This is a genomic window from Aliiroseovarius conchicola, from assembly GCF_041403445.1.
GTDB classification, from domain to species: Bacteria; Pseudomonadota; Alphaproteobacteria; order Rhodobacterales; family Rhodobacteraceae; genus Aliiroseovarius; species Aliiroseovarius conchicola.
The window spans coordinates 1-21,623 of record NZ_JBGEHL010000022.1 but is presented as its reverse complement, the minus strand read 5'-3'; the positions used below and the strand labels follow the sequence as shown (position 1 = coordinate 21,623).

Genomic DNA, 21,623 nt, shown 5'->3' with positions numbered 1-21,623 from the left:
TGCAAGGATCGCCGGTCACAGGGAAGTTTGCAAAGGTTCGTGCCGATCCACTCAGCCATCCGGAATTGCTTCTCTGTTCCCTCTCGCCGTCGTTCTGCCCTCACAATCCGTTATCATCGCCTAGAAGCATTTGACGCCTGGAATGCCGTCACACAAGCAGCTTGAAATCCTGGCCGCATGATTTCGCTTTGTGCACGCAGTTAATGTGACAACACCCTGATGGCTGTTGCGATAGCCAAGCCAAACGCTCCTGTCCGCAGTCATCGGACAGGATGCGTGCCACCTGGGCCATACGCTTGGTGATCCCGGCCTTGGAACCGATCTTCTGGGCTTTCGTTGCCAGTTCCGGGATTGTCGCAGCCAAAAGAGCGGCAAAGTCTGTTGCCAGATTTTCCGAGAGTGTCGCGGCCTCGATCTCTCCTGCATTCAGCCTTGCCAGAATGTCAGGACCAACATCCGCGACACGCGCTGCCCCTTTGCGAGGTGCGCTCACCATGTTTATGCGATCTTAGTCACTTGCGCTTTCGCGGCCAACAAGCTCTGTTCCCGTCTCTCACCACCGGAAATCCGCTTTCTGGTAATCTCTCGCGAACCGATACACATATTTGGTCCTCTTTATCAGCTCACGAAGTTTGGCCGCATCTCTTTCAATTTGCTTGAGTTCCGATCGTATAGGTTCTGGATAGGGTTCGAATATGGAGTCTCGGTATTTGTACCCGACAGGCTTTGGAAACTCTCGTGTGAACCGCGACGTGCCACCCTTCCTGACCCCAGGCTTTCCATAAACATAGACCCAGACCACACGCGGAAACGGATCCCGGGACGCATATCTGATCGACATAACCGGAAGTCGGCCGCGTTGGGCACGGGTCAAATCAAAGTCGCGCAACACATCTTCTGTGCGTTTCTTTAGCTCTTCGGCATAATTATAAATGTCGAGGTAGATGTACTCCATCGACCCGGAGATTTCTCGGCATGCTGTGCTCAAGTGGTGCATATTTCCTGCCTTTTTTCGCGTGCCACATAGGAGCGGGTGGCCCCATTGTCGTCGAACGAGAAAAATTGGAATTGCATTGTTCAAAACCTCTTTTTCTCGACAACGTCATTTATGCTTTATTTGTAGCTTATCAGTATGGTTCCAACCATGGTGTTTTCAAATTGGAATTCCGTTGTTCAAAATCGTGCACTTTAGCCATCAAAACTCGACAATCATCTCCAACAAGACCACCGTTCCGGCAAGCACCAGAACTGTGAAGACATGCGCCATCAACACGGCGAACATTACGTCCCCCTTGCCAGCCATGTTCCTTTCGATATTGTCCAGCCTTCGCATTAACTGCTCGATTGCTGCGTCGTTCAGGTCTTCGTTTTCCATCTTAGCCTCCTACCTGAAACAGAAATGAGGAACACGCTGAAGACAAGCAACAGAAGTTTCATATCCACAATTGTGGGAAAAACCCCTACCCTATCCCCGCGTCCTGCATCTGCTCTTGATCCGGCAGATCTGCAAGCGTTTCCAGTCCGAAGGCGACAAGGAACTGGTCGGTGGTGACATAGGTATATGGGGCACCGCGACGGGGTGCGCGGGGGCCGGTGCCGATCAGGTTGCGTTCGTGCAGTCGGCCGATCAGATCGCGGCTGATCTCTTTCCCGAAGATGTCTTTCAGCCCGTCCCGCGTGATGGGCTGGTGATAGGCGATGGCCGCCAGCACCGCGACATCGAACTCGCCAAGGTTCGAAACCTGATCCCCCACATCCGCTGCGGCGTGAATCACCGGGCCAAGACATGGGCGGGTGCGCAGCATCCAGCAGTCGGCCACCTTTACCACCTCGAAGGCGTGGCCCTCGAGGCTCGCAGACAGATCATCAACTAGAAGCTCGACCGATACGTCGCCCACCACACGCGCCAGATCCTCGCGCGGGACAGGGCGGGCGCTGGCGAACAGAACGGCCTCGATCCGGCGCATCCATTCGCGCCAGCGCAGATCGGCTGGAAGATCGGTCAATAACCGGTCAAACAGGGGCGTGTCGTAGGGGCTCATGGTGCGATCCCATACAGGCGAAACGTATCGCGACCCGTTAACTCGCGTACCGCGCCAAGGGCAACCAGCCGGTCGCAAAGCCGCCGCGCCGCGCGGTCGGGCATGGGCAGCGTGGCGGGGGCGACGGCGTCATGGGTCAGGAACATCCGAAGCGCGGCGTCCGATTGCTTGGCGCGCAGCTTGGGCGCGACATGGGCCAGAAATGCCGCGCGGCGCGACAGGTCTTGGGCCAGCGGCAGGATCTCTTTCACGGCGCGCAACGCAGCACGATGGCAGGCCATCTGTAAGTCAGCTCCACGCTTGCGCAGATCGGCGCGTGTCAGACCAATGGACAAAACAGGGAACAGGACGTCCCACCCAAACGCCTGAGACAGGGCGGCATCGGAAATGATCAACGCCGCCGCCTCGGCACGCGGGGCGCCGGTCAGGACGGCCTCAAGCACTTGTACGGCCCGCGTGATGCCCCCCCCCTGCCCTGCGTCCAGCCACATGGCGATCTGTTCGGCCTCCAGATTGGGCAAAACCCGCGATACTGCCTTTACGGAAAGGGGATGCTCTGTGGCGCGCTGCCAGCTTTGATAAACAGCACCCGCCGGGCCAGGCAGGTCATCCGGGCGCAAAAGCAGCAATTCATCACGCAGCTCTGCTGCCCTTTCGGGACGGCCTGTGATCTGCATTAAGGCTTCAGCCGAACGCAACGCCAGACGCGCGCGCAACAAGGCATCGGGTGTGTCTGGATGGGTCGCCACCATATGCAGCTGCGCCAGCGCGGCCCCTGATAAAAAGGCCACATCTTCAAGGGTTTCGGCACCCGTCGCAGTGACCCAGCGGGGCAGTCGGGCGCAGCTGTCTGCCGTGCTGTCTAAGGAAATCTGACCGGCTTTCATGCGGTGATCCTATTTTACCACGGCGCTTTAATCCAGAGTTTAGTTTACTAACCGCCTCACCCTGTGGATCTTCACTACGTCCAATAAGTTTGCATTATCGGACATATCGGGGTAGGCTCAGAAACATGAGCGAAACACCCAAAAATCAGCCTCCAGACGCCGAGAAACCGAGCTCAGCACCCATTGATACGTCGGATGAAACTCAGATCGACGAGAGAGATCGCTTAAACCACGATGCGATCGCCCTGCCCGCCCATGTCGCGGGATCCGGCACCCTCGACCGGTTGATGGACACCGCCCGCGATTACGCGAAGGCCTCGACGGCTGAGAACACCAGCAAGGCTTACGCGGCAGACTGGAAGCACTTTTCCCGCTGGTGCAGGCTGAAAGGAACGGATCCTCTGCCCCCGTCGCCGGAAATGATCGGCTTGTATCTGACCGATCTCGCCGCGCCGACAGGCCCCTCCCCTGCCCTTTCGGTCAGCACTATTGATCGTCGATTGTCCGGCCTCGCCTGGAACTACGCGCAACGCGGGTTTCCGCTCGATCGCAAGGACCGTCACATCTCTGCCGTTCTGGCTGGCATCAAACGCAAACGCGCGCGCCCGCCAGTGCAGAAAGAGGCCATCCTGCCGGAGGATATCCTCGCCATGGTGGCTACTCTGTGTTTCGATCTGCGTGGGCTGCGAGATCGCGCGATCCTACTGATCGGATATGCCGGTGGGCTGCGCCGAAGCGAAATCGTCAGCCTGGATGTCGGGAAAGACGACACCTCGGATTCGGGTGGCTGGATTGAAATCTTGGAAGATGGTGCCGTGCTTACGCTGAACGCCAAGACCGGCTGGCGTGAGGTTGAAATCGGACGCGGCTCATCAGAACAGACTTGCCCGGTGCATGCGCTGGAACAATGGCTGCACTTCGCTAAGATCGACTTCGGGCCAGTCTTTGTGCGCACCTCGCGCGACGGAAAGAAGGCCCTCGAAGCACGTCTCAGCGACAAACACGTCGCCCGCCTCATCAAGCAAACCGTCCTGAAAAGCGGCATCCGGTCGAAACTCCCCGAGAAAGACCGCCTCGCCCTGTTCTCGGGCCACTCTTTGCGCGCGGGCCTCGCCAGTTCGGCAGAAGTCGATGAACGCTACGTCCAGAAGCAGCTGGGGCACGCCTCGGCCGAGATGACCCGCCGCTACCAGCGTCGTCGGGACCGGTTCCGAGTAAACCTGACGAAAGCCGCGGGTCTCTGATCCGCTTCCTCATGGCACTTTCAGTTACTATGGCATCGGTTTTCGCTGCCTCTCGCCTCCGGCTCGAACGCGAAGAAACGATCCTGTGACTCGATGTAAACTGAAAGTGTTTCATCACGCCGCCTGCCCGCTGAGCCTCCCATAGAAGCTGCGCTCGAGATGCAGCTCCCCTGCCCCGGCTTTCTGGACAATGCCACGGAGATAGCCGCCCGGAGACGCGACTTCGCCGGCGCAATGCTTGTCAAAGGTCAGAACCAGCGCCGCTGTCGCGATTTGCGGCCCAAGCCGGTCCTGCGCAAGATTCCAGGCGTGCTCGGAAACGCCAATCATCGGCCTCAACTGCCCGGCAACCCGGTGCAGATCGCCCCAATCCTTCAGATATCCGCCCATGTTCCGCGCCCAGGACGCGAATTCAGGGCAAGCCTGCATCACCGTCGGCAAATCAAGCGCTGCACCGCGCTTTTTCCGCGTCTCGGCAACCCAATCTTCCAACTCCCTATCAACCCGTTCTTCCGGTGGCACATTGGGCACCACGTCCGCCACGTTCTCTTTTTCAAAGGACTTACAGGTTACAGGATTAAGTTGGTTTGTAATTAGTATATGAGGGTCAAAAACGACCTCCCTGGGGTTCATTTCTTGAGTCTGTTCAATTACTTGTTCGCTGGTTTCAGCGGTGTTTTCCACAACCTCATCCGCCCGAACGGCCTTGAGATAGGCCGCCTCGACGCGTACCTGAAGGTCCCTGAACCATGCCAGAAGCCGTTCAAGCGCCTCTGAAGCCGCATTCCGACGCGGAAGGCGGTCCAGAAGATCCTCAAACAGCTCCGAAAGATGCTCCCAAGGCCCTCTCAGCGTTCCGTTGAAGGCGGCTTCGATCCGGGCGCGGATCATCCGGCGCGCTACCGTGATCTGACGCTTCAAGCGCTGGCAAAGCGCGCGCTCGGCCTGCAATTCGGCTTGAAGCTGCTCGAATTCCTCAACACGGGCCGACAACGGGGACAGATCAAAGCCATAGGCCTCGATGATGCGCCCGTCAGCATCCCTGTGTCCCCATCTCTTGCCATTGGGGCTGTCCTTGAAGGAAATCACACCCACCTCCGCCAGGCGCCGTGTATGGCGTTTGAGCGCAGACAGCGAGAAGCCCGTCTGCTCCATTAGATAGGCATTGGACGCCCAAACGATCGGGCGCTGTCCCTCTTCCCAGTCCTGGGCCTGCGTGAAGGCCCCTAGCGTGTCGAGGAGCAGCAAGTCGCCAGCCTTGAGGCCGATATGGGCGCCAACGCGCTTCACAGCTACGAATGCTTGAGTTTTGGGAATGGCAGCCCTTTCGCCAGCTTGTGCATGTTGTTCAGCGACAGCGAGTCCGGCCGTCGCTTTGCGCCACCCAGAACATTGGTTGATATTGGACATACCTCCACCGTTCTGGGGCATGACTATCCCAGTCGCCCCATGCGGAGCATCGTTGATTTTTGTCATTAGTTTGCCAGCAGACAAAGATTCCCCGTTCGCTCAGGAGCGTTTTCTCTTGTGTGGTGATTCGGTGGCTGCTAGATTCTAAGTGTCTAATCTAAGAATTGCGCTTTGCGCAGCAGCCCTCGAAGCTCCGGTTTCGGGGGTTATTCTTTGTTTGCCTTCCTCCTTTCTGCTCGTCCTCAGTTTTCATCCGTCCGGTTTACAGCTGTAAACTCGGCGTAGGATCTCTTGATAATCTCAGCCAGGTTGTCGTCGAGCCATTCCGCAAATTTCGCATTGGCACCCGACTTTTTAGCCGACATTGATATCGATCCGCGTCCTGTCTTGATCGTCACACCCTCGACCGGTATCATTTCCGAAGAGCTTCGGTCTTGTCGTGCACCTCGTTTGGAAGCTTCTTTTAGCAGCTCATCCAATCGATCATCTGAACTCACTTCCTTTCCACACTTCTGAAGAACGGATACCGCAACCTTCTCAGAAAGCTTTTTGGAGTTGAAAAGCTCTGCGAGAGCGGTCCACTTGGGCCTGCCTGATTTCGGTGCGGCCCCGATGAGATCGCCAACCTTGACCGGCACATTCTGGGTCACTTTCATCAAGTGAGAGAGACCCGAAGCGGACAGACTCAAAACTTGCCGCACCGTGGGAGTAGCATGACCGGCTTCAAGAATAGCTTCCGCAAACCGTGCTTTTTCGTAAAACGACAAATTCCTGCGGGCGGCGTTCTCCAAACCCTTTGCGAGAAGAGCTGTCTGGTCATCTATGTCTTGGACATTGGCGCGTACTTTGATGCCGAGTTCCCTACAGGCTCTTAGGCGTCGCCGGCCATAGATAGCCTCAAACCGCCCCTCCAATTTCGCCCTTCGAACAAGGATTGGTACCTGCTGTCCTCCGTCTTGGATGCTGCTTTTGAGCACATCGAAACCTTCACCGTCATCGTCGGAGTTTACAGCTGTAAACTCGTCGAGTCTGTCCACAGGACCCCAGTCATCGATAAGCTCCGGATCGATTTCACGAATTGCGGCAAGTGACCCCTGCAGCGCTCCGAGAGCCGGTGCACTTGTCTTCACAACCTTGTCCGCAGGCTTTGCGCCAGACCGAGCGATTGTGCTGGCGATGCCAGACATATCTTGGAGTGATTTCCTAGCCATTATGAACGCCCCCATGCTTGATGGATCATTCGCTCGACCTCTTCGCCCACTGAATCCATAGAGCCCTTGGCACGATCGTATGTCGCTCGCGTCATTTCGGAACGAACAACCTCATAGATCGACTGCTTGAGCATCGTCGCATCGCTGATTGCTGTGCTTTTCAGAGCAGTCGCTGACATAACGCGATCTTGAAACAATGCGCGCATGAACGATGTGAGCTGCTGCGATGGCACATCGGTCGGTTCGTCACGGGTAACCAAGAACTTGAAATGATCGTATTGTAACGTTGCACCGGCGTCTTCGATCACACCCATGTACGCACCCGCAAGCTCAAGAAACTGGGCCGTGGAAGAAACGTCCAGCATGGAAGGTGTTAGCGGCACGATAAGAGAGCTCGCCGCAGCCATCCCAGCAATCGTTAAAAAGCCGAGTTGAGGAGGGCTGTCCACGAGAACGAGATCGAAGTCACCTTCGACCTGCGCCAATGCGTTTCTTATGCGCGTAAAGAAGGGCTGATCAGGATTGGAATGAACCGCGGATTCTGTTTCGAACTCAGAAAGGATCAGCCTCGAAGGCGCAATAGACAATCCTGGGAAGTACGTCGCTTGTACGACGCCCGCCATGTTCACGGGATCATCGTAGCGAATAGCGTCATAAATCGTCAGCCCATCAAACTCGATCTCCGGACTGATCCCGCACATTGAGGTGAGAGAGCCCTGTGGGTCAAGATCAACAACGAGAACTCGATAACCGCGAAGAGCGAGATAGTGAGCCAAGTGAATAGTGGAGGTGCTCTTGCTGCTACCGCCTTTGAAGTTCATCAACTGCCATACCTGAAGCTTCTCTTCGAAGGATCGGCGCGGCACATACCGTCCTTTGGTTCGAGACGAACGCTCTAGGATTTCGCGCGCGTTCCAGATTTCCTGAGCGGTGTAGTATCGGCGGCCACCCCGGATATCATCAGGCTCAGGGACGGTTCCCTCAGCATGCACCTTTCGCATGAACTGGCCGGAAACGCCCAGTAGCTCGGCCACTTCAGGAGCAGCGAATTTGCGTAGGGATTTGGTATTGTCCGGAGCGAATGCCGCAAGTAGGTGTTCTCGAATTGCTGCGTTCAACCGCTCGGAAATCTCAGTTGCGAGAGATGAAGGCCTTTCGGTAGCAAGTGGTGTCACTGGAATCATCTGGTTGCCCCAATTTCGAAAATGTGGCCTTTTTCGCGCCACTTGGGGATAACAGGTGTGATTCACCTATCTAAGTCAAGGTTTTTCGCTGATTTAGTGCCTATTGCGGCAGGATTAGACTATATACGCCATTGAGAAAACCAGATTAGTTTACAACTGTAAACCCTCCAGCGAGGCTAAAAACCTCGCTGGAGCTTTCGTTCAAGCCTTCTTCGAACCCCAGGGGATCACGGCTTGAACCGTATCATCATCCTGGTTTGCTGCCTTGCCGAGATTGGCGTTGAAGCCGAAGTCCCGGATGCTCATGGTGAAGTAGTCAGCACCGGTGTCACGGTTCTGCTTCTTCCAGATGCCGCCGCATTCGACCAGACGGCCGCGTGGCGAACGGCCGAGAACACGGTGCGTGGGGGCCATTGGATTGTCGCTTGTAACGGGCTCCACGGTGATATCGATGTCGAATGTCAGGGTGGAGATCGAACCGACGCCCTTGGCGGTCTCGATGTCGGCGGTTTCGAATTTGATGCAGTTGGTGGTCATTGCTGTGCTCCTTGTTTGGTGTTGCAATGATGGCCAGAGGGCAGGGGACAACGACCTGAACACACCGAAGGCGAAGCGAAGCGGAGAAGGGCAGGGGGCCTGAATTTTGTTCCGCGGGGAATGCCCGAAGGGCTGGGGAAAATACCGGTAGCCGCCCTTTGTGATCGGGGCGGACCCTGCGACCAGCAAGTCATGCAACACCAAGTGAAGGAGCGCATCTGCTGCCAACAACTCCAAATCGAACGCGCGATTGAGTTGAGCAGAGCGCAGCGGCGGCATTCTTGCCTGAAACCCGTACGTCAGGCAGTGCCAATTCTTGGCCGACCACGAGAATCATGTTAGGAACGTAAGGAGAACAAGATGAGGAGCAGCACAATGGCACCCAGGAAAGTGGTTGACGCGCGAGCAGATGCGGAAGGCGATATCTCCCACGAAGGAGCCGTCAGGTGCAGTCGGGCACCCATTTGTCGAGTTTGGCTTTTTGTTCTGAGGTCAGCCCCATGAGCTTTTGGGTGGTGGGATCACTCACGAGCTTTTCCATCTTCTCGGCCTTCTCCGCTTTCTTGAGCTTGGCAAAACCGGCAACACGTTCATCGCGGGCATCGCAGTCGAGGAATTCACAAAGCAGATCGATCAGATGACCGGCTGAAACCCGCGAGAAGAAATTCTCCGCCGTGGGCGTCCAGTGCTTGCGAATATCGGCACCGGCTTCGTCCGCAATCAGGCCGAAGAACTCCGCGCCGCCAGCCCGATAGGGTAGGGTGCGCGCAATGGCTTCTGTGATCTGGGCGTTGCGGGCTTTCTTTCCCGTCTCGCAGAAAGTGGCGAAGGCTTCGGAGAGGTCTTCCACACGAGTGCCGTTTTGCCAGTATTCTCTGGCATCGATCCCGTGCGCGAGGCGCGGCTCTTGGGTGAAACCTTCCTCAACGCTCGGCGCGTTGGTCGGGCGGTCCAGTCGAATGCCGAAGACGCTCTCGAAGCCGCCCGACGCCTCTGACAAGCCAAAGCCCAGCAAGTCGAGGACCAATTCCGGCTTGGCCAAAGCCCAGTAGATCCAGAACCAGTTCCGGTTTGGCCAAAAGCGCCGCCTGCACTGAGGCCAGCCAGATTGCCTGCATAAACGGAAGCATCTACACATGGGGCCGCAGATTTTGGAGGCGAGGGTACTGTTCAATCACCAACGGTGTCATCAAGAAAGACATCGAACTTCGGTATCTCGAAATCGTATTGCTGATCCTACCGACATCGGCCGACGGTCGGTCAGTTCCGCCCACGCCAAACTCATGGTCGAACTGCATGAAGGCCAATGAGATCTACCTATCGTTGATAGTCTCGTTCTAATCTGCTAACAAACGTTCGCGGATTGAACAACAAAAATTAGCTGAGCGACTTGCACGCAGTTGGCCCCATTTGTCCCAAATCTGGGCTACATACTTAAGGCTATCATACTGGAACGAAAGTGATGAACAAATTGAGTCGGCAATATATCAACAAACTCGCGGTTGTGACGGGAGCAAGTCAAGGCCTTGGGTTCGCTTTTTTGGAGTGTTTGCTGGAAAAAGGCTATACCGTTGTCGCAACCTCCCGAGATATATCGACAGTAAGTCTAACTCACCCTAGACTGCATTGGCGGCAAGTAGACTTGAGGCTCGACCAAGACATTGGCAATCTTTCAAAGTATGTTTCAGAAATCGGTTTGCCGGTTGAGATTTTAGCAAATAACGCCGCAATAAACGGAGAAGGTGTTTCAGAAGGAAAGTATCAAAATTCCAGCAAGCTAGGGAGTATTTCCAGAAGTGCAATGCTTGAGATGTTCGAAATCAATTCAATTGCACCACTTTTGCTCACGCAAGAACTGCTCCGTCATTTTGATACAAAGCGTGCTTTCGTAATCAATGTTTCAAGCTCACGTGCATCGCAAAACGATGAATTTCAAAATCTTGACGGGAATTATGGATACCGAGCAAGCAAAGCTGCCTTGAACATGATAACTTTTTCGTCAGCAATTGAATTGCCAGATGGGACAAGTACTTTTTCTGTTCACCCCGGGGGAGTGACTAGCCGGATGAATCCAAAAGGAAAACTAAGCGCAAGGCACCAAGCCAGAAAAATATTACGTATTGTTTCAAACTGGAACAACGAATTGAATGGAAAGTTTTTGAATTATGATGGCGCCGAATATGACTTCATGGGATTTCGTGCAAAATGAGAACTCCAATGCCTCACCAAGAGTGGTGGGGTGAGCATGCATTCAGCTTGTGTCTCGGTAGAGGATTGTGATGTTGTTGTCGTTGGTTCGGGCTGGGGGGGAGCCGCTGCCGCTTGGTTATTGGCACAATCGGACCTTAAAGTCATAATTATTGAGCAAGGGAAAAACAGCTCCCCGAAAGACGTATTTGATAACGATCCAGTCTCCGATAGCTCATATACTTCTTTTCGGACGCACGCCGAAGTGGACGCTCATCTCTCAGGGCAAGGACGCACCGCAGAAGGTGTGGGGGGGGGATCACGGCATTGGGGTGGATGGGCTTTCAGACCGAGCCATCTTGATTTTCGAATTAAGCAACTATTTAGTGCGGTAGGCCAGAGCGCTCAACTTCAGTCCGAGGGGTATGATTTAGCGGACTGGCCGATTTCTCTGAAAGAGCTTGAGCCATTTCTCGAAGACGCAGAAACAATTCTGGGGGTTTCAGGCAATGCCGCTGCGCTCAGCCAGAGTTTCTCGGAGGCCCAATGGCAGAATGATCTTAAAGCCGATCTCGGTGAGTACTCAGAATTAACGCGATTTGATCAAGGGGACGATTACGCTTACCAGGCAATACCAGCCACATTGCCTGCAAAACTCGCCGAAGATATGCTTATGTCTGCAGGGTATAAAACCGCCCCATCATCTTTGGCACTAAGGGCGTCGGCGACACACGGGCGGAAAAAGATAAATTCCACCGGCGAATTCTTACCTACACAAATATCAAGCCGATTTGCAAAACCTTGCCAGCGTTGTGGCGGAATCTATGTGCCTTTTGAGCACCCTGCACGTGCACGGGTAGATAACACATTTCTTTCGCCCCACTGGAAGGGGCGAGCAATAACCGTCATTTCAAACACAATTGTCACAGGAATTGATATCGATTGGTATACTCGTAAAGCTCACGGGATCAGTGCAATCCAATGCCACAAAAATAGTAAAGTGACTAAACGACTAAAAATTAATGCAAAGGTGGTGGTTCTTGCATGTGGAGCGATTCAAACGGCTCGGCTTCTGTTGTTAACAAAGAATGACCGTGGGGTAAGTCTGGGAAACGAGACAAACAACCTCGGAAAAAACGCGATGTTTCACATTATGGGACTCAGGGCAAGAAAAAGGCTTTCACTGCTGAATAGGAGTAATGGGGTTCCGTGTGTAGGGGTTTCGGGAACAGTTGTAAGTTCCGATTTCTACATGATCCGAGACAAGCAGGCAGGAATATGGTGCAAGGGTGGGATTGCGGTAGGCACCGAATTCTGGTCGGATAGGCTGCAGAAGTTAACTTCTGGCTCTAACCCAAATAAGTGCCCCATTACCGATGATGATCGAGCAATGGCACTTATGAATTCCGAGGTGGATTTGATGGTTTTGGGAGATGATCTACCAAGGAAAAGCAATATGATTGACTTGGATCCAAATGTTAGTGACTTCATGGGTAGGCCAATCGCGCGGCTTACCCGCAATTTTGGAAGTAATGAGAACACATACTGTAGAATAGTGGCCGCCAACCTTAAAAGAATACTGGGTTCGGACTCGCATACCACTGTTACACGCGGTGCTTTAAAGACATTTGGCGAACATCAATTCGGCACATGTAGAATGGGCCATTCGTACATCTCTTCGGTAACAGACAAAGACGGCCGCATCCATGAATCCGCGAATGTATATATTGCAGACGGCTCAACATTCCCATCATCCCTTGGAGTAAATCCGACTCTGACCATAGTTGCCAATGCTCTTCGAATTGGATCTGAGATACGGATGACCCTCAAAAAAACATAGTTGTCGATCAGGGTGCGATCCACTCACTTCGAGCATGGGCAGCGGGTAATCCAGAGGCCAGCTCCCCAGCAGAAATTTTGCTGAGATCGCGACACATTTTGCTTGCCCGGTCAAAGATATTCAGGACGACTGACGATGTATTTGGAGCATTCGCTCATCCTTGGGGCCAACCATAGCCCAGAGGTTCTGCATCAGCACCGCATCCATGTGGTTTGCTGAACGGAAGGGGCGGTCACAGAGCTTGATGATGTTCTCGTGCCCGAAATGGGGGTCTGCCGTATACCAATTGGTCATGTCTTTAACTCCGTCATGCCCGTCCGTTATATTTGGAGGCGGCGGCGTCAGAGACAGTGCGGGGATGGGGATCATCGCGTGGCGAACAGCTCAAAGCCGCCCGTCGTTCCGCGGGCGCTATAATAGGGTGATATGTGCGCTTACTTTGATCATGTGGTCCTCATACCGGCTTTGTGCCGGTCTGGCTACGCAAAATCACAGATCCATGTCCGAGGCTTCAACCTCCTCGTCGGTCAGCGCGTCCACAATCTGCCGATCCAATTCTTCGGTGTGCATCCGGCCGAGCTCGTAATCCTCCAGGGGCCTTCTTCCCACCGCACTCAAACACGCCTGACGCGCGCTCCTGAAGCGCTCGCTTCCAACTGTGGATCATCGTAGGATGCACCCCAAACTGGCTCGACAGCTCCACGAAGGTGCGCTCGCCTTTCAAAGCCTCAAGCGCGACTTTGGCCTTGAACTCAGGACTGTGGTTCTTCCGTTTCGACATCTCTGATCTCCTTCCTGTCGAAGATCAGCAGACAGCAAATCGTCGCTTACGTCAGTGTCCGAATTTCGGGGGCAGCTCAACGCGAACCATGCCCTGATCTTCAGGCCACCTCGCTAAGTCACCAGAGATATAGCGCCTGCAGCCTTCAGTTGCTCGCTCGCCTGCTTTCTGCCCTTTGAGCATCTGTTCGTCGGTGAATCACGTCTTCATTTGTCCGTTCTTAAGCTGGGCGGAACCTACACAAAACTGGAAGAGATTCAGGGGATCAGGCCAGCTCGACTATATTCATTTAACCTGCTTGACCCCACAGTGATTAACCAATACGTAAGGAAGAAATGGGGGCCGTTAGCTCAGTTGGTAGAGCAACTGACTTTTAATCAGTGGGTCGAAGGTTCGAATCCTTCACGGCTCACCACTTTCTGAGGTGATGTGAGTAATCACGACTGAGTTCCCTTTCAGTCAGGTTATTTGCCTTTTGCGTCAGAACCCGGTTCCTTTTGCCGGTTTTCGGCTTCTGATGCCTTCTTACGGCTCGCGGTAAGAGAGGAAAAAGGAAGCGCATACTGAACCAGATTCAAAAGCCTGGGGTTGAATCGGGGGTTGCGCTGCAGTGCAGCTTCAGCGAACCGGGCTTTCGCGGCTACCGCGAAATCAAAAGGTACTCGGTAACGATAGCCCTAGTATTCAACCCGTTATCCTCCAAAATGCCTGAATACACTGCTGCGACTTGTGGCGCGAGCCTCCCGCTGCAACTTCGGTAAGCACCACTCAGCTGGATTGCCTCAACTCAAACATCTTCCAGCTAACTTCCGCACGCCCCAACAGGTCTTCGAAAACTCCTCGCGGAGTAACTTCAAAGCCTGCTTCTTTTGCATCTAGTACAAACTGAGAACCGGAAATCTCAAACATACCCCTGTCTTCACTAACAGGACCAAGACGCAAAGACACAAAGACAGATCCATCAGGACTTAAAAGTCTTTTGAGACGCTGGAATGATGCGGATCTATCTTCCGGTAAGATATGCATCCAAACCGCATTCAGCAGAATGAAGTCAAATTCATTGTGTCCGTCGTCAGGGTTTTTGGGACCAATTGCGGCCTAACCTAAGAAAGAGTCTGGCTCATCTTGTTGGTTTCATTATGCGGCGTGCTGGCGGTGATGCAAGCGTCGCGTTTCGAGTGTCTTTTGTTTGATCCTTTCCCTTTGCTTTAGAATGGCTTTGTCGCGGGCGAAGTAAACATCGGCAGGTGTGACGTTGTTGATGCTCTCGTGATTGCTTATTACAACAACGTTCGGCACCGGTCCCAAGCGGCAATCAGCACTCGTTGAAAAGCTTACTCGACGCTGACGTGACGCGACATCGTCCAGACAAGCGCGCGCATTCCCCACTAATTGAAGCAACATCCCGCTAACGCAGCCGTGCAGTCTTAGAAAGACTTCCGCAGTGCCGATGTTCTTTCTGCACCAGAGAAGGCGAGAAGCGCGGAGACCTCATCTATCGCAGCGGTTCTCGCCTTCGGGCCAGGAGCGTGACATTTCTCATGTTAGTGCTTCAGCTTCGCTGGCATCGTCCCCTGGGCGGAAAGTGTGAATTCGCCGCTCTGTAGCGGAGACACTCGGGAAGCTCCAAAGCGGACTTTGATCATCGAAATCGTGGATACATCAAATAGCGCCTCGATCGGCGCAGATATCTACTCGTTCGCAGTAACTGAGTAATTGATCCCTTTCACCGAAAGCAGCAGTTCAGAACGTTCTTCCATGATGGCGTTGGCAACGCTCTGCAACCAGGCGACCGTCGTTTCCAAATCCATTCTTTCGCCGGTGTCTGGATGCTCCCATTGCCGCGGTTCGCGCATACAGATTAAGAGACAGCCAACTCGACATCGCTCATGGTTAAGATAACGCCCCACGAGTTGATCGATCAAAGCATCTCTCAGTTGGCTTCCGCTCCATCGATGTCTTGCGTCATCCAACTTCGCTTCTACAGAAGCGTATCGGTCCAAACCGGCTGCGTGCAATCGGATGTCTGTTCGTTTTTCAGCGATTGCAACGGCTTCTTGTGTAACACTGTATGCACTTCGAGCGTTTTGGGTCAGCCAGTAGGAAAGGAATTGACGTAGCTCTGTTTCGCCTTCCACCTTTCGCAAAGTCGCTACAGTTGTCTGCTCGTCGTTAAGCAAGTGGTGTTCAAAGTCTGCCAGCCTGTGATTCATGACCGCAAATAGAGATGGGTCGTCATAGGCGCGGTAGTTCCGCTCTTGGTCGAATATTCGGAATACCGAGCCACTCATGGCCTCGGGTTCCAATATGTTCGCCGCCAACTCTGTAGCCATCTGTTTCAAACGGTCAGTCAGATGCGCGAATTCGGGCATTGCGGACAATTCGTAAAGCACCGACAGCGTTCTCGGCGACTGCGTCGAAACAAGTGTGCTCAGAAGGTAACCGCGTGCTTCTTCAGCGTGGTCGCGAGTGTTCGGTGTAAAGGTGCCTTCATGGTGCTGATCCTCTTGCGGGCGCACCGTTTGGTAGGCTCTTATGACCAGCAGGGTCAACAAATCGAGGCGACGGCCATTCTCCACCCTATCAAAACTCGGTTGCCCGCCCCAGTGGCGATCACCGAAGATCGCGGCAAATATTGAAATTGCAGCTTCTCGGGACTCTTGCGTTGATAAGTCAGCGGTCGCTGCCAGCACCGCTTCGCACCCTTGCTCTAGGCTCAGTTGGGTCAACATTTTCAGCCAGAACCGCTGGCTTTCAGCAGTCATTTGGTTGGATGTGTCGATATGATTTTGGATCGCTCCAACGGCATTCGAAATGGCCTCATCCGTGCCATTGCCAGCAATCAGTTCGAAGGCATATTTGAGGTCGGTCTGGGTATTCTGCTCCAGCGCATTCTCAAATGCCGGTAGGCTATCTGTAGCCGCTGCGGCTGCGATGTCGCGCATGAATGGTGTGCCATGGTGGAGTGCGTCATGCAAAATGGGTGCACGTCCTACCTCCGTAAGGTTTGCGAGCTGTCGGTTGATTTCAGTACCAATGACTTCTTCGATGGCGTGCGGGTGGGCCGCTTCCAGCTGCGGAAGGAAGGCTCCGAAACCGTTCAGCTCCAATGTTGAAATGCGTGTCGCCCCTACTGCTTCATCATGCGAAAGGACTTCGGCCCAATTCGCGGTCTCAGCCTCGCATTTGAGCGCAGCAAGTGCCATAAGGCTGGCGGCTGAAAAGCTATTCCGATCTTCTTCTGCGCGCTCACTGAACAGCGATACGTCGGTGCGTCGCCAGAAATCAGAGAGACCTTCCCTTACACCGGCGAGAAAATCCGGAGAAAACGCCGTCTCAACAAACTGTGCATCCCAATACCCCCACGTATTGTGGTCGCGTTCCGTATGCTGCATGACATTGTGCAGGTTGTATAGCGTGTTTTCCCGGTCTGCTTCCCCCAGCATTAGATCTTCAGCAGCAAGAACCTCTTGCCGCCATTTTTTCCAACCATCCTGCCGCTCAGCTTCTTCGATCTCACGTTCACGCTGCCAATTTTGGTGTTCAATTTCGTGCTCGTCGGGTTCTTGAGGTGGAGGATTCAACATCCGCTCAAATGCTTCTTGCAGGTCCTCTCGGTCGGAGATTAGCTCTGCTATTTCGACCGCAAGTTGGGCGTTTTCGCCGCCTCTGACGAACATGCTCAGCGTATAGAACGCTACGCCGCGACGGTCCTCTATTGCTCCATTCGCAAGTGCACGAAGAAGCCAAGAGAAATCCAACTCCGTAAAAGGTCGTAGGACCCGCCCATAGTCGGATCGTACAAATCGATGCCAATCGTTCTCGGGCTTTTCAAGAGCTTCTGCCAAGTCGAAGCACGCCCAAAAGTAACCTTCCCGCAAAGCAACACTCTCGGACAATGCCTCTTGCAACCTTTTGGTTTCCTCTTTGGCGACTATGCTTTCGCGGCGCTCTCCAAAGTGAAAGGCCACTGCAACACTCCATGCCCAACGTGGGATTTCTTCGGTGGACTGAGGTGGAGTCAGATCGCAAGCCGCTATCACGGGATCGACGAAGTGATCATAGCTTGAATGCGCTTGGTAGACGCGACTTTCTTCGGTGCGGTTCAACCAAATTGCGTCGACCAGGTCGTCCCTGATTTGGACCCTTTGCTCTGCGCTCATGGCATCCGACTTGATCGCCTGAAGTAGTGCATAGCCCAAGCCATGAACGGAACGCGGTACTTCGTTCAGCGATCTTGCAAGAGCCAGAAACTCTGCCAGTTCAAGTGCTTCAGGAAACAGATCAGGCAGCGCATTGCGCACAACCCGTTCGGGCCAATTGCCCGCCACCATGCTAGTCCCGATCTCGCGTTTCTGTTGACTGCTTCCACATCTAAGAACTGCCCAGACAGCGTATGTCCGATGGTGGAAATCCAAGCTCTCGTCGAAGGCCGCTTGAAACGCCAAATCGGCGCAATCAGCCATTGGCGTCAGGTACACCATTTCGAGAAGCAGCTCTCGCGTGTCGTGACCTGTATAGGCTTGGTCCCACAACTCTTGCACCAGCGGCGCCAGCTCCGGTGTCGACACGCGCTTCAGCTCAGTGTGCCCAACGCCGACCCTGCGCCAGTCGCTACCAGAATATTGCTCAACGAACCTGCGTAACAGTTCCGCGCGCAGTTCGAGGCTCAGAATCGCGGGGATTCCCTGGCGGAACAGTAAGAGAGGGTTTCGCTCCTTCACATCAGTCAGAACGTCGGGGTTCCACAGTGCCAACCATGCCACCACAGGTTCCATACTTGGGACTATCACTCGCTCTTGTCCGATGCTCGCGAACAACAGGTGATGGAGGTCGCTTGTCGCAAGACCTTGCTCACGCAACTTCTGAAGGCGTTGAGCGGCCAAGAACTCCTGCGTGGATCGATGATGAAAGCGCACAGCACCGACGCCTGTGGGGTCAAACAAGGACTTGCCAAGCAACTCGACCTGCTCATCGTGCGACCAGTCCGGCAGGATGTCGGCTACACTGACTCCCTCTGCGTCACCGCCAGGCGCTGCAAAGTAGATTGACCTGCGCTTCATTAGAAATAGCGCAAGCGCAATCCGCTCCGCCCCTTCCATGCCTTTTTTTACGCTCAGATCATTGCGCTTTTTGTCAGAGGTTTCGCGAAGCCGTTGGCCAATGCCAAAGACCAATTGTTCCTGAAGGTTGCCGAGTTGTCCTTCCGTCGCCAATTGGTCAAGCGCAGCCATGATGTCTGCAGGCAATTGGTAGAGATGCCAGAGCTCTTTTTCCTCCAAGTGCTGGGCAAAGACATCAGCGTGATCTGCTGCGTAAAGACGTGCAAATTCAACGATCTCATTTCTAGATAACGGCAACAGCGCGAAAACCTTTACAGGTTCCTCCCTGCCGCTGGCCCCCTCCTCCCCATCACTAGGGGGTGGGCCGCTATCTCGTGCAATCACTGCCGTGAAGACTTCTTCACCTGCTGGAGCTTCAGTAACCTCGGCGGCTCTTTCTCTTGGCGCAACCAAAGCAGTCACAACCTGAAAATCCAGCTCGTCAGCCCAATCATTTGGTCTACATGAAATGAAGAAGCGCGCCCGGTGTGTCTGCGCTCCGACAGCAGTCTGAATTTTTCGCAATGCACGCCGCAGCGTGCCCTTACGCAACTTCAACTCGTCGACCGCGTCCAAAAAGAACACTGCCTCTGCGTCAGATGCCTCTAACCAGTGCTGAAATTCTTGCTCTTCTTTCGCGGTGATTGAGTCCAAAAACTCTCCGTCTTGAAGCAATTCAAGTGGGACAAAAAACGCAGCTTGTCCCTGAACCTGGAGCGCTTGCTTTTGCTGTTTGAATTCATGGGTCTTACCGCACTTCCCCTCGCCCAAGACGACGACACAGCGGTGAGCATAGAGGTCGCTCCAACGTAGGGAGCCGTGCTCATAACTGCCCCAGATAGACATGTAGTCTGGGTCGCGCAGTCGCTCTTCTGATGGCAGTGCAAAACGACGTTCAAATGGGACGTGGATCATGTCGCAGTCCACAAGACACGCTTGTCTTGACCCTCCCCAAGAACAATCTGCCAATTCGCAAACTTAGCCTTGGCCTCTCCCGATGAAACCAGCCCTTCGTGCAAGGTGATTTGGATTTGACGGCCGAACGATCTTTCTGCTTTCGCCGCCACAACAAGTTTTGTGTCGGTCCTAGTAACAGATAGCATTGGCGCTTCAGAGGAGTATTCGTCAACGAAGCTAGTCTCATCGATCTCAATTCGTACAGATGGAATAATCAGTCCACCCCAGCTTTCGTTGCCTTCGGTCTTGAAGAACATCGATTTATGCTGCCCAGAAAGAAACACCGCCGTCGGAAGGTCATCGAGTTGGCCAACCAGCAACGTTTCCTCATACTTTGAGGTCGGCAGGATCAAGCTGAGCGGCTTTGCGGTACCGACTTTTCCGACTGTGAATTCACTTGGCGACAGCATTTCTTTCTCTCAGAATAATGGCCCATGGGCGACAACTGGGATGACCATGAATGGCCCTGAAATTTCGATTTTCGCATTTCCACTAAACCCAACCCTTTCGAATGTCGGTTCGGCGGCACTCGGGACAATGTACAGCTTTGGTCGGGCGATTGTCGCGGCGAGCTTCGCGTTGTTCGTCCTTGCTAAGCACCGCGGTTTCGAAACGGTAACCGCAATTGTTGCAGCGAAAGCGAGCAAGTTTAGGCATGACTAATGCCTGCTTGCTCAATGAACTGGTACCATAAGTACTCTGCAGCTTGCTCAGGATTTAGCCGGTTAGGCTCATTCCCAAACATTGACATAGTCACAACTAGGAATTGTTCGTATTCGTCGGACGAGACGTTGAAGCCGCCGTTTGCCGTATTGTCTGCTGCGTTCTCATTGAATGAAAAATAGATGTCACCCAACGCGAACCCCGCGTTTCGGCAGTGCACTGTAATATGCGCCGTTCCATGCTGCCGGCCACGATTGACAACGGTGCTGCCAAAGGAGTTCGCGCCTCGGTCTACAAATCTGCCTCGCAGCCCCTCGACCGCGTCTATCTCACCAATCGCCAGCTTGAAATAGTCCTTGATCGCAGTGAACGCCGCGTCGCGATATTCACTGCGGTCGATTTCGTCGAAGTCGCGTTGAACGCGGTAGCGAGGGGCGGCTCGTGGTGTCGTCGCTGGCTGTTTTTCATCAGCAGTTGAAGCGAGTGCATTCGACACACCCGCATCGATTATCCGGCGAATTTCCTGTATGACATCTAGGTATGCAGTATTTGCGTTCGTCCATTCCGAGATCGGCAGACCGTCCTTCGGCACTGCTTTCAAACGTCGGAGCTGTGGCATTGCAGCCCAGTCGCATGGTTCGACGATGATAGGGACAACCCGTGCCGCGCCCGCTTCGTGCCGCTCCAAGGCTCGTTGCAACTCTCGTTCGACACAATAGTTGGACGCTATGAAGTCGGGGCTAACCATCAACAGAAAAAGCTCAGCCGCCTCTAGCTCTTCGCTGATTTCATCATCCAATACCTCACCCGCCAAGATTTCGCGGTCGTACCATGTTTCGATCCGACCTTCCCGCTGAAGGTTCGCAAGATGAACATGCAGGCGGTCAAGTGAGTCTACATCTCGATGGGAGTAAGAAATGAAAGCTCTCATGTGTCTGCTCGAAATGTTTGTATTTTGTTCTATTTTATCCAGGCGCGTCTAGGTCGGCAACTAAGATTTGGGAGTTACTGCCCAATTTGCAAGTGGGGTATAACTTCCCAACCAATGTCCGCTCTTGTAATGCTGCAGTGCAGCGCGAGTTGTCAACGCCAATGGCAGGTCTGGGCCGTCCTCGATGGTAGCGTTGGCCTCACTCAGTGCAGTTGCTGCATCGGCTCCGATGACCGCGAAGAGCCCATTTTAACTGATGCGGCACTCGGCACGAATGTCCGGTTCTCAACTGTTGGCCCAAAACATGCCAAAGCCAAACTGGGTTTTGCAAAGGATTTATGTCACAAGATTTTCCAACGATATTGGTGAACCAACCTTCAGTGACAAAAACAACCGTTTTTGGCGCACAGGTATTGGCTAGAGGTTTTCGTCCAGACGTACAACGCGGGATTATGTAAACAAATAAGACAAACAAATGCTACACTTCGCGAATTATAACGAGGTAAAGGCCTTGTCCGAAATTGAACTGAACGACTACCGGCTGGCGCCGGTAGGATCGGCGATGTGATTTTCCAAGTACTGAAGTACGATGTCCTCTGTGATGGCACCGTTGGTGGTCGAGAAATACCCACGGCCCCAAAATCGCC

General features: G+C 53.8%; 18 protein-coding genes, 1 tRNA gene and 3 pseudogenes. 5 read left to right on the top strand and 17 right to left on the bottom strand.

Translation table 11 applies throughout. From position 1 onward, the window contains the following. Positions 1 to 165, top strand: a pseudogene (locus V6N04_RS19040) (IS6 family transposase); the annotation flags it as partial. Here V6N04_RS19040 and V6N04_RS18115 read toward each other — a convergent pair. From V6N04_RS18115 to V6N04_RS18095, 5 genes are all read right to left on the bottom strand, one after another. After that, entirely contained in the window at positions 149 to 496 is a 348-nt protein-coding gene (locus tag V6N04_RS18115; protein WP_371171596.1) for a hypothetical protein, read from the bottom strand. The pseudogene V6N04_RS19040 and the gene V6N04_RS18115 sit on opposite strands and share 17 nt — an antisense overlap. Before the next feature lie 57 nt (positions 497 to 553). After that, positions 554 to 955 carry a conjugative transfer protein MobI(A/C) gene (gene mobI, locus V6N04_RS18110; RefSeq protein WP_371171599.1) on the bottom strand — a complete coding sequence of 134 codons (402 nt, stop codon included), beginning with the start codon at positions 953 to 955 and terminating at the stop codon, positions 554 to 556. A 240-nt stretch (positions 956 to 1,195) separates the two neighbouring features. After that, entirely contained in the window at positions 1,196 to 1,375 is a 180-nt protein-coding gene (locus tag V6N04_RS18105) for a hypothetical protein (RefSeq protein WP_371171595.1), read from the bottom strand. Between the two features lie 85 nt (positions 1,376 to 1,460). Continuing rightward, entirely contained in the window at positions 1,461 to 2,042 is a 582-nt protein-coding gene (gene scpB / locus V6N04_RS18100) for an SMC-Scp complex subunit ScpB (protein ID WP_371171594.1), read from the bottom strand. Continuing rightward, on the bottom strand, positions 2,039 to 2,929 hold the full coding sequence (locus V6N04_RS18095) for a DUF1403 family protein (RefSeq protein WP_371171593.1): 891 nt from the start codon (positions 2,927 to 2,929) through the stop codon (positions 2,039 to 2,041). The genes scpB and V6N04_RS18095 overlap by 4 nt, the downstream gene beginning before the upstream one ends. Positions 2,930 to 3,054: 125 nt before the next feature. On the opposite strand from V6N04_RS18095, the gene V6N04_RS18090 reads away from it, so the two are divergent. Further along, positions 3,055 to 4,173, top strand: a complete 1,119-nt coding sequence (locus tag V6N04_RS18090; RefSeq protein ID WP_371171592.1) for a tyrosine-type recombinase/integrase — start codon at positions 3,055 to 3,057, stop codon at positions 4,171 to 4,173. A gap of 114 nt (positions 4,174 to 4,287) precedes the next feature. On the opposite strand, the gene repC is transcribed toward V6N04_RS18090, so the two are convergent. From repC to V6N04_RS18065, 5 genes are all read right to left on the bottom strand, one after another. Further along, on the bottom strand, positions 4,288 to 5,583 hold the full coding sequence (repC, locus tag V6N04_RS18085) for a plasmid replication protein RepC (RefSeq protein WP_371171591.1): 1,296 nt from the start codon (positions 5,581 to 5,583) through the stop codon (positions 4,288 to 4,290). A gap of 242 nt (positions 5,584 to 5,825) precedes the next feature. After that, positions 5,826 to 6,770 carry a plasmid partitioning protein RepB gene (gene repB / locus V6N04_RS18080; protein WP_371171590.1) on the bottom strand — a complete coding sequence of 315 codons (945 nt, stop codon included), beginning with the start codon at positions 6,768 to 6,770 and terminating at the stop codon, positions 5,826 to 5,828. A 23-nt stretch (positions 6,771 to 6,793) separates the two neighbouring features. Next, entirely contained in the window at positions 6,794 to 7,978 is a 1,185-nt protein-coding gene (gene repA / locus V6N04_RS18075; RefSeq protein WP_371171589.1) for a plasmid partitioning protein RepA, read from the bottom strand. Between the two features lie 201 nt (positions 7,979 to 8,179). Then, the gene (locus tag V6N04_RS18070; RefSeq protein ID WP_371171588.1) at positions 8,180 to 8,515 is read right to left on the bottom strand and encodes a DUF736 domain-containing protein; all 336 of its coding nucleotides are present in this window, start codon (positions 8,513 to 8,515) and stop codon (positions 8,180 to 8,182) included. A 442-nt stretch (positions 8,516 to 8,957) separates the two neighbouring features. Further along, positions 8,958 to 9,557, bottom strand: coding sequence for a hypothetical protein (locus V6N04_RS18065; RefSeq protein WP_371171587.1), 600 nt, complete (start codon positions 9,555 to 9,557; stop codon positions 8,958 to 8,960). 420 nt (positions 9,558 to 9,977) lie between these two features. Between V6N04_RS18065 and V6N04_RS18060 the strand changes: the two genes are divergently transcribed. Both V6N04_RS18060 and V6N04_RS18055 read left to right on the top strand, forming a co-directional pair. After that, entirely contained in the window at positions 9,978 to 10,724 is a 747-nt protein-coding gene (locus V6N04_RS18060) for an SDR family NAD(P)-dependent oxidoreductase (protein WP_371171586.1), read from the top strand. Positions 10,725 to 10,760: 36 nt separating this feature from the next. Further along, complete coding sequence (locus V6N04_RS18055) at positions 10,761 to 12,542, top strand: GMC oxidoreductase (RefSeq protein WP_371171598.1); 1,782 nt, start codon at positions 10,761 to 10,763, stop codon at positions 12,540 to 12,542. A gap of 120 nt (positions 12,543 to 12,662) precedes the next feature. Here the strand turns inward: V6N04_RS18055 and V6N04_RS18050 are convergent, their stop codons facing one another. Both V6N04_RS18050 and V6N04_RS18045 read right to left on the bottom strand, forming a co-directional pair. Continuing rightward, complete coding sequence (locus tag V6N04_RS18050) at positions 12,663 to 12,836, bottom strand: hypothetical protein (RefSeq protein WP_371171585.1); 174 nt, start codon at positions 12,834 to 12,836, stop codon at positions 12,663 to 12,665. 349 nt (positions 12,837 to 13,185) lie between these two features. Next, positions 13,186 to 13,323: pseudogene (locus tag V6N04_RS18045) on the bottom strand (transposase); the annotation flags it as partial. Between the two features lie 339 nt (positions 13,324 to 13,662). Here V6N04_RS18045 and V6N04_RS18040 point away from each other — a divergent pair. Beyond that, positions 13,663 to 13,738: transfer RNA gene (locus tag V6N04_RS18040), tRNA-Lys, on the top strand. Between the two features lie 353 nt (positions 13,739 to 14,091). Here V6N04_RS18040 and V6N04_RS18035 read toward each other — a convergent pair. From V6N04_RS18035 to V6N04_RS19035, 5 genes and pseudogenes are all read right to left on the bottom strand, one after another. Then, a complete protein-coding gene (locus V6N04_RS18035) occupies positions 14,092 to 14,415 on the bottom strand; it encodes a methyltransferase domain-containing protein (protein WP_371171597.1) in 324 nt (107 codons plus the stop codon). Between the two features lie 599 nt (positions 14,416 to 15,014). Then, a complete protein-coding gene (locus V6N04_RS18030; RefSeq protein ID WP_371171584.1) occupies positions 15,015 to 19,340 on the bottom strand; it encodes an NACHT domain-containing protein in 4,326 nt (1,441 codons plus the stop codon). Continuing rightward, positions 19,337 to 19,792 carry a hypothetical protein gene (locus V6N04_RS18025; RefSeq protein WP_371171583.1) on the bottom strand — a complete coding sequence of 152 codons (456 nt, stop codon included), beginning with the start codon at positions 19,790 to 19,792 and terminating at the stop codon, positions 19,337 to 19,339. The genes V6N04_RS18030 and V6N04_RS18025 overlap by 4 nt, the downstream gene beginning before the upstream one ends. 239 nt (positions 19,793 to 20,031) lie before the next feature. Next, positions 20,032 to 20,976: a toll/interleukin-1 receptor domain-containing protein gene (locus V6N04_RS18020; protein WP_371171582.1), complete on the bottom strand. Its 945-nt coding sequence runs from the start codon at positions 20,974 to 20,976 to the stop codon at positions 20,032 to 20,034. Positions 20,977 to 21,510: 534 nt separating this feature from the next. Next, a pseudogene (locus tag V6N04_RS19035) lies at positions 21,511 to 21,623 on the bottom strand (IS200/IS605 family transposase); the annotation flags it as partial.

Coding starts and splice junctions, on each gene's coding strand:
- V6N04_RS18115 (WP_371171596.1), bottom strand. CDS start 496: ATGGTGAGCGCACCTCGCAAAGGGGCAGCGCGTGTCGCGGATGTTGGT.
- mobI (WP_371171599.1), bottom strand. CDS start 955: ATGGAGTACATCTACCTCGACATTTATAATTATGCCGAAGAGCTAAAG.
- V6N04_RS18105 (WP_371171595.1), bottom strand. CDS start 1,375: ATGGAAAACGAAGACCTGAACGACGCAGCAATCGAGCAGTTAATGCGA.
- scpB (WP_371171594.1), bottom strand. CDS start 2,042: ATGAGCCCCTACGACACGCCCCTGTTTGACCGGTTATTGACCGATCTT.
- V6N04_RS18095 (WP_371171593.1), bottom strand. CDS start 2,929: ATGAAAGCCGGTCAGATTTCCTTAGACAGCACGGCAGACAGCTGCGCC.
- V6N04_RS18090 (WP_371171592.1), top strand. CDS start 3,055: ATGAGCGAAACACCCAAAAATCAGCCTCCAGACGCCGAGAAACCGAGC.
- repC (WP_371171591.1), bottom strand. CDS start 5,583: ATGTCCAATATCAACCAATGTTCTGGGTGGCGCAAAGCGACGGCCGGA.
- repB (WP_371171590.1), bottom strand. CDS start 6,770: ATGTCTGGCATCGCCAGCACAATCGCTCGGTCTGGCGCAAAGCCTGCG.
- repA (WP_371171589.1), bottom strand. CDS start 7,978: ATGATTCCAGTGACACCACTTGCTACCGAAAGGCCTTCATCTCTCGCA.
- V6N04_RS18070 (WP_371171588.1), bottom strand. CDS start 8,515: ATGACCACCAACTGCATCAAATTCGAAACCGCCGACATCGAGACCGCC.
- V6N04_RS18060 (WP_371171586.1), top strand. CDS start 9,978: ATGAACAAATTGAGTCGGCAATATATCAACAAACTCGCGGTTGTGACG.
- V6N04_RS18055 (WP_371171598.1), top strand. CDS start 10,761: ATGCATTCAGCTTGTGTCTCGGTAGAGGATTGTGATGTTGTTGTCGTT.
- V6N04_RS18050 (WP_371171585.1), bottom strand. CDS start 12,836: ATGACCAATTGGTATACGGCAGACCCCCATTTCGGGCACGAGAACATC.
- V6N04_RS18030 (WP_371171584.1), bottom strand. CDS start 19,340: ATGATCCACGTCCCATTTGAACGTCGTTTTGCACTGCCATCAGAAGAG.
- V6N04_RS18025 (WP_371171583.1), bottom strand. CDS start 19,792: ATGCTGTCGCCAAGTGAATTCACAGTCGGAAAAGTCGGTACCGCAAAG.
- V6N04_RS18020 (WP_371171582.1), bottom strand. CDS start 20,976: ATGAGAGCTTTCATTTCTTACTCCCATCGAGATGTAGACTCACTTGAC.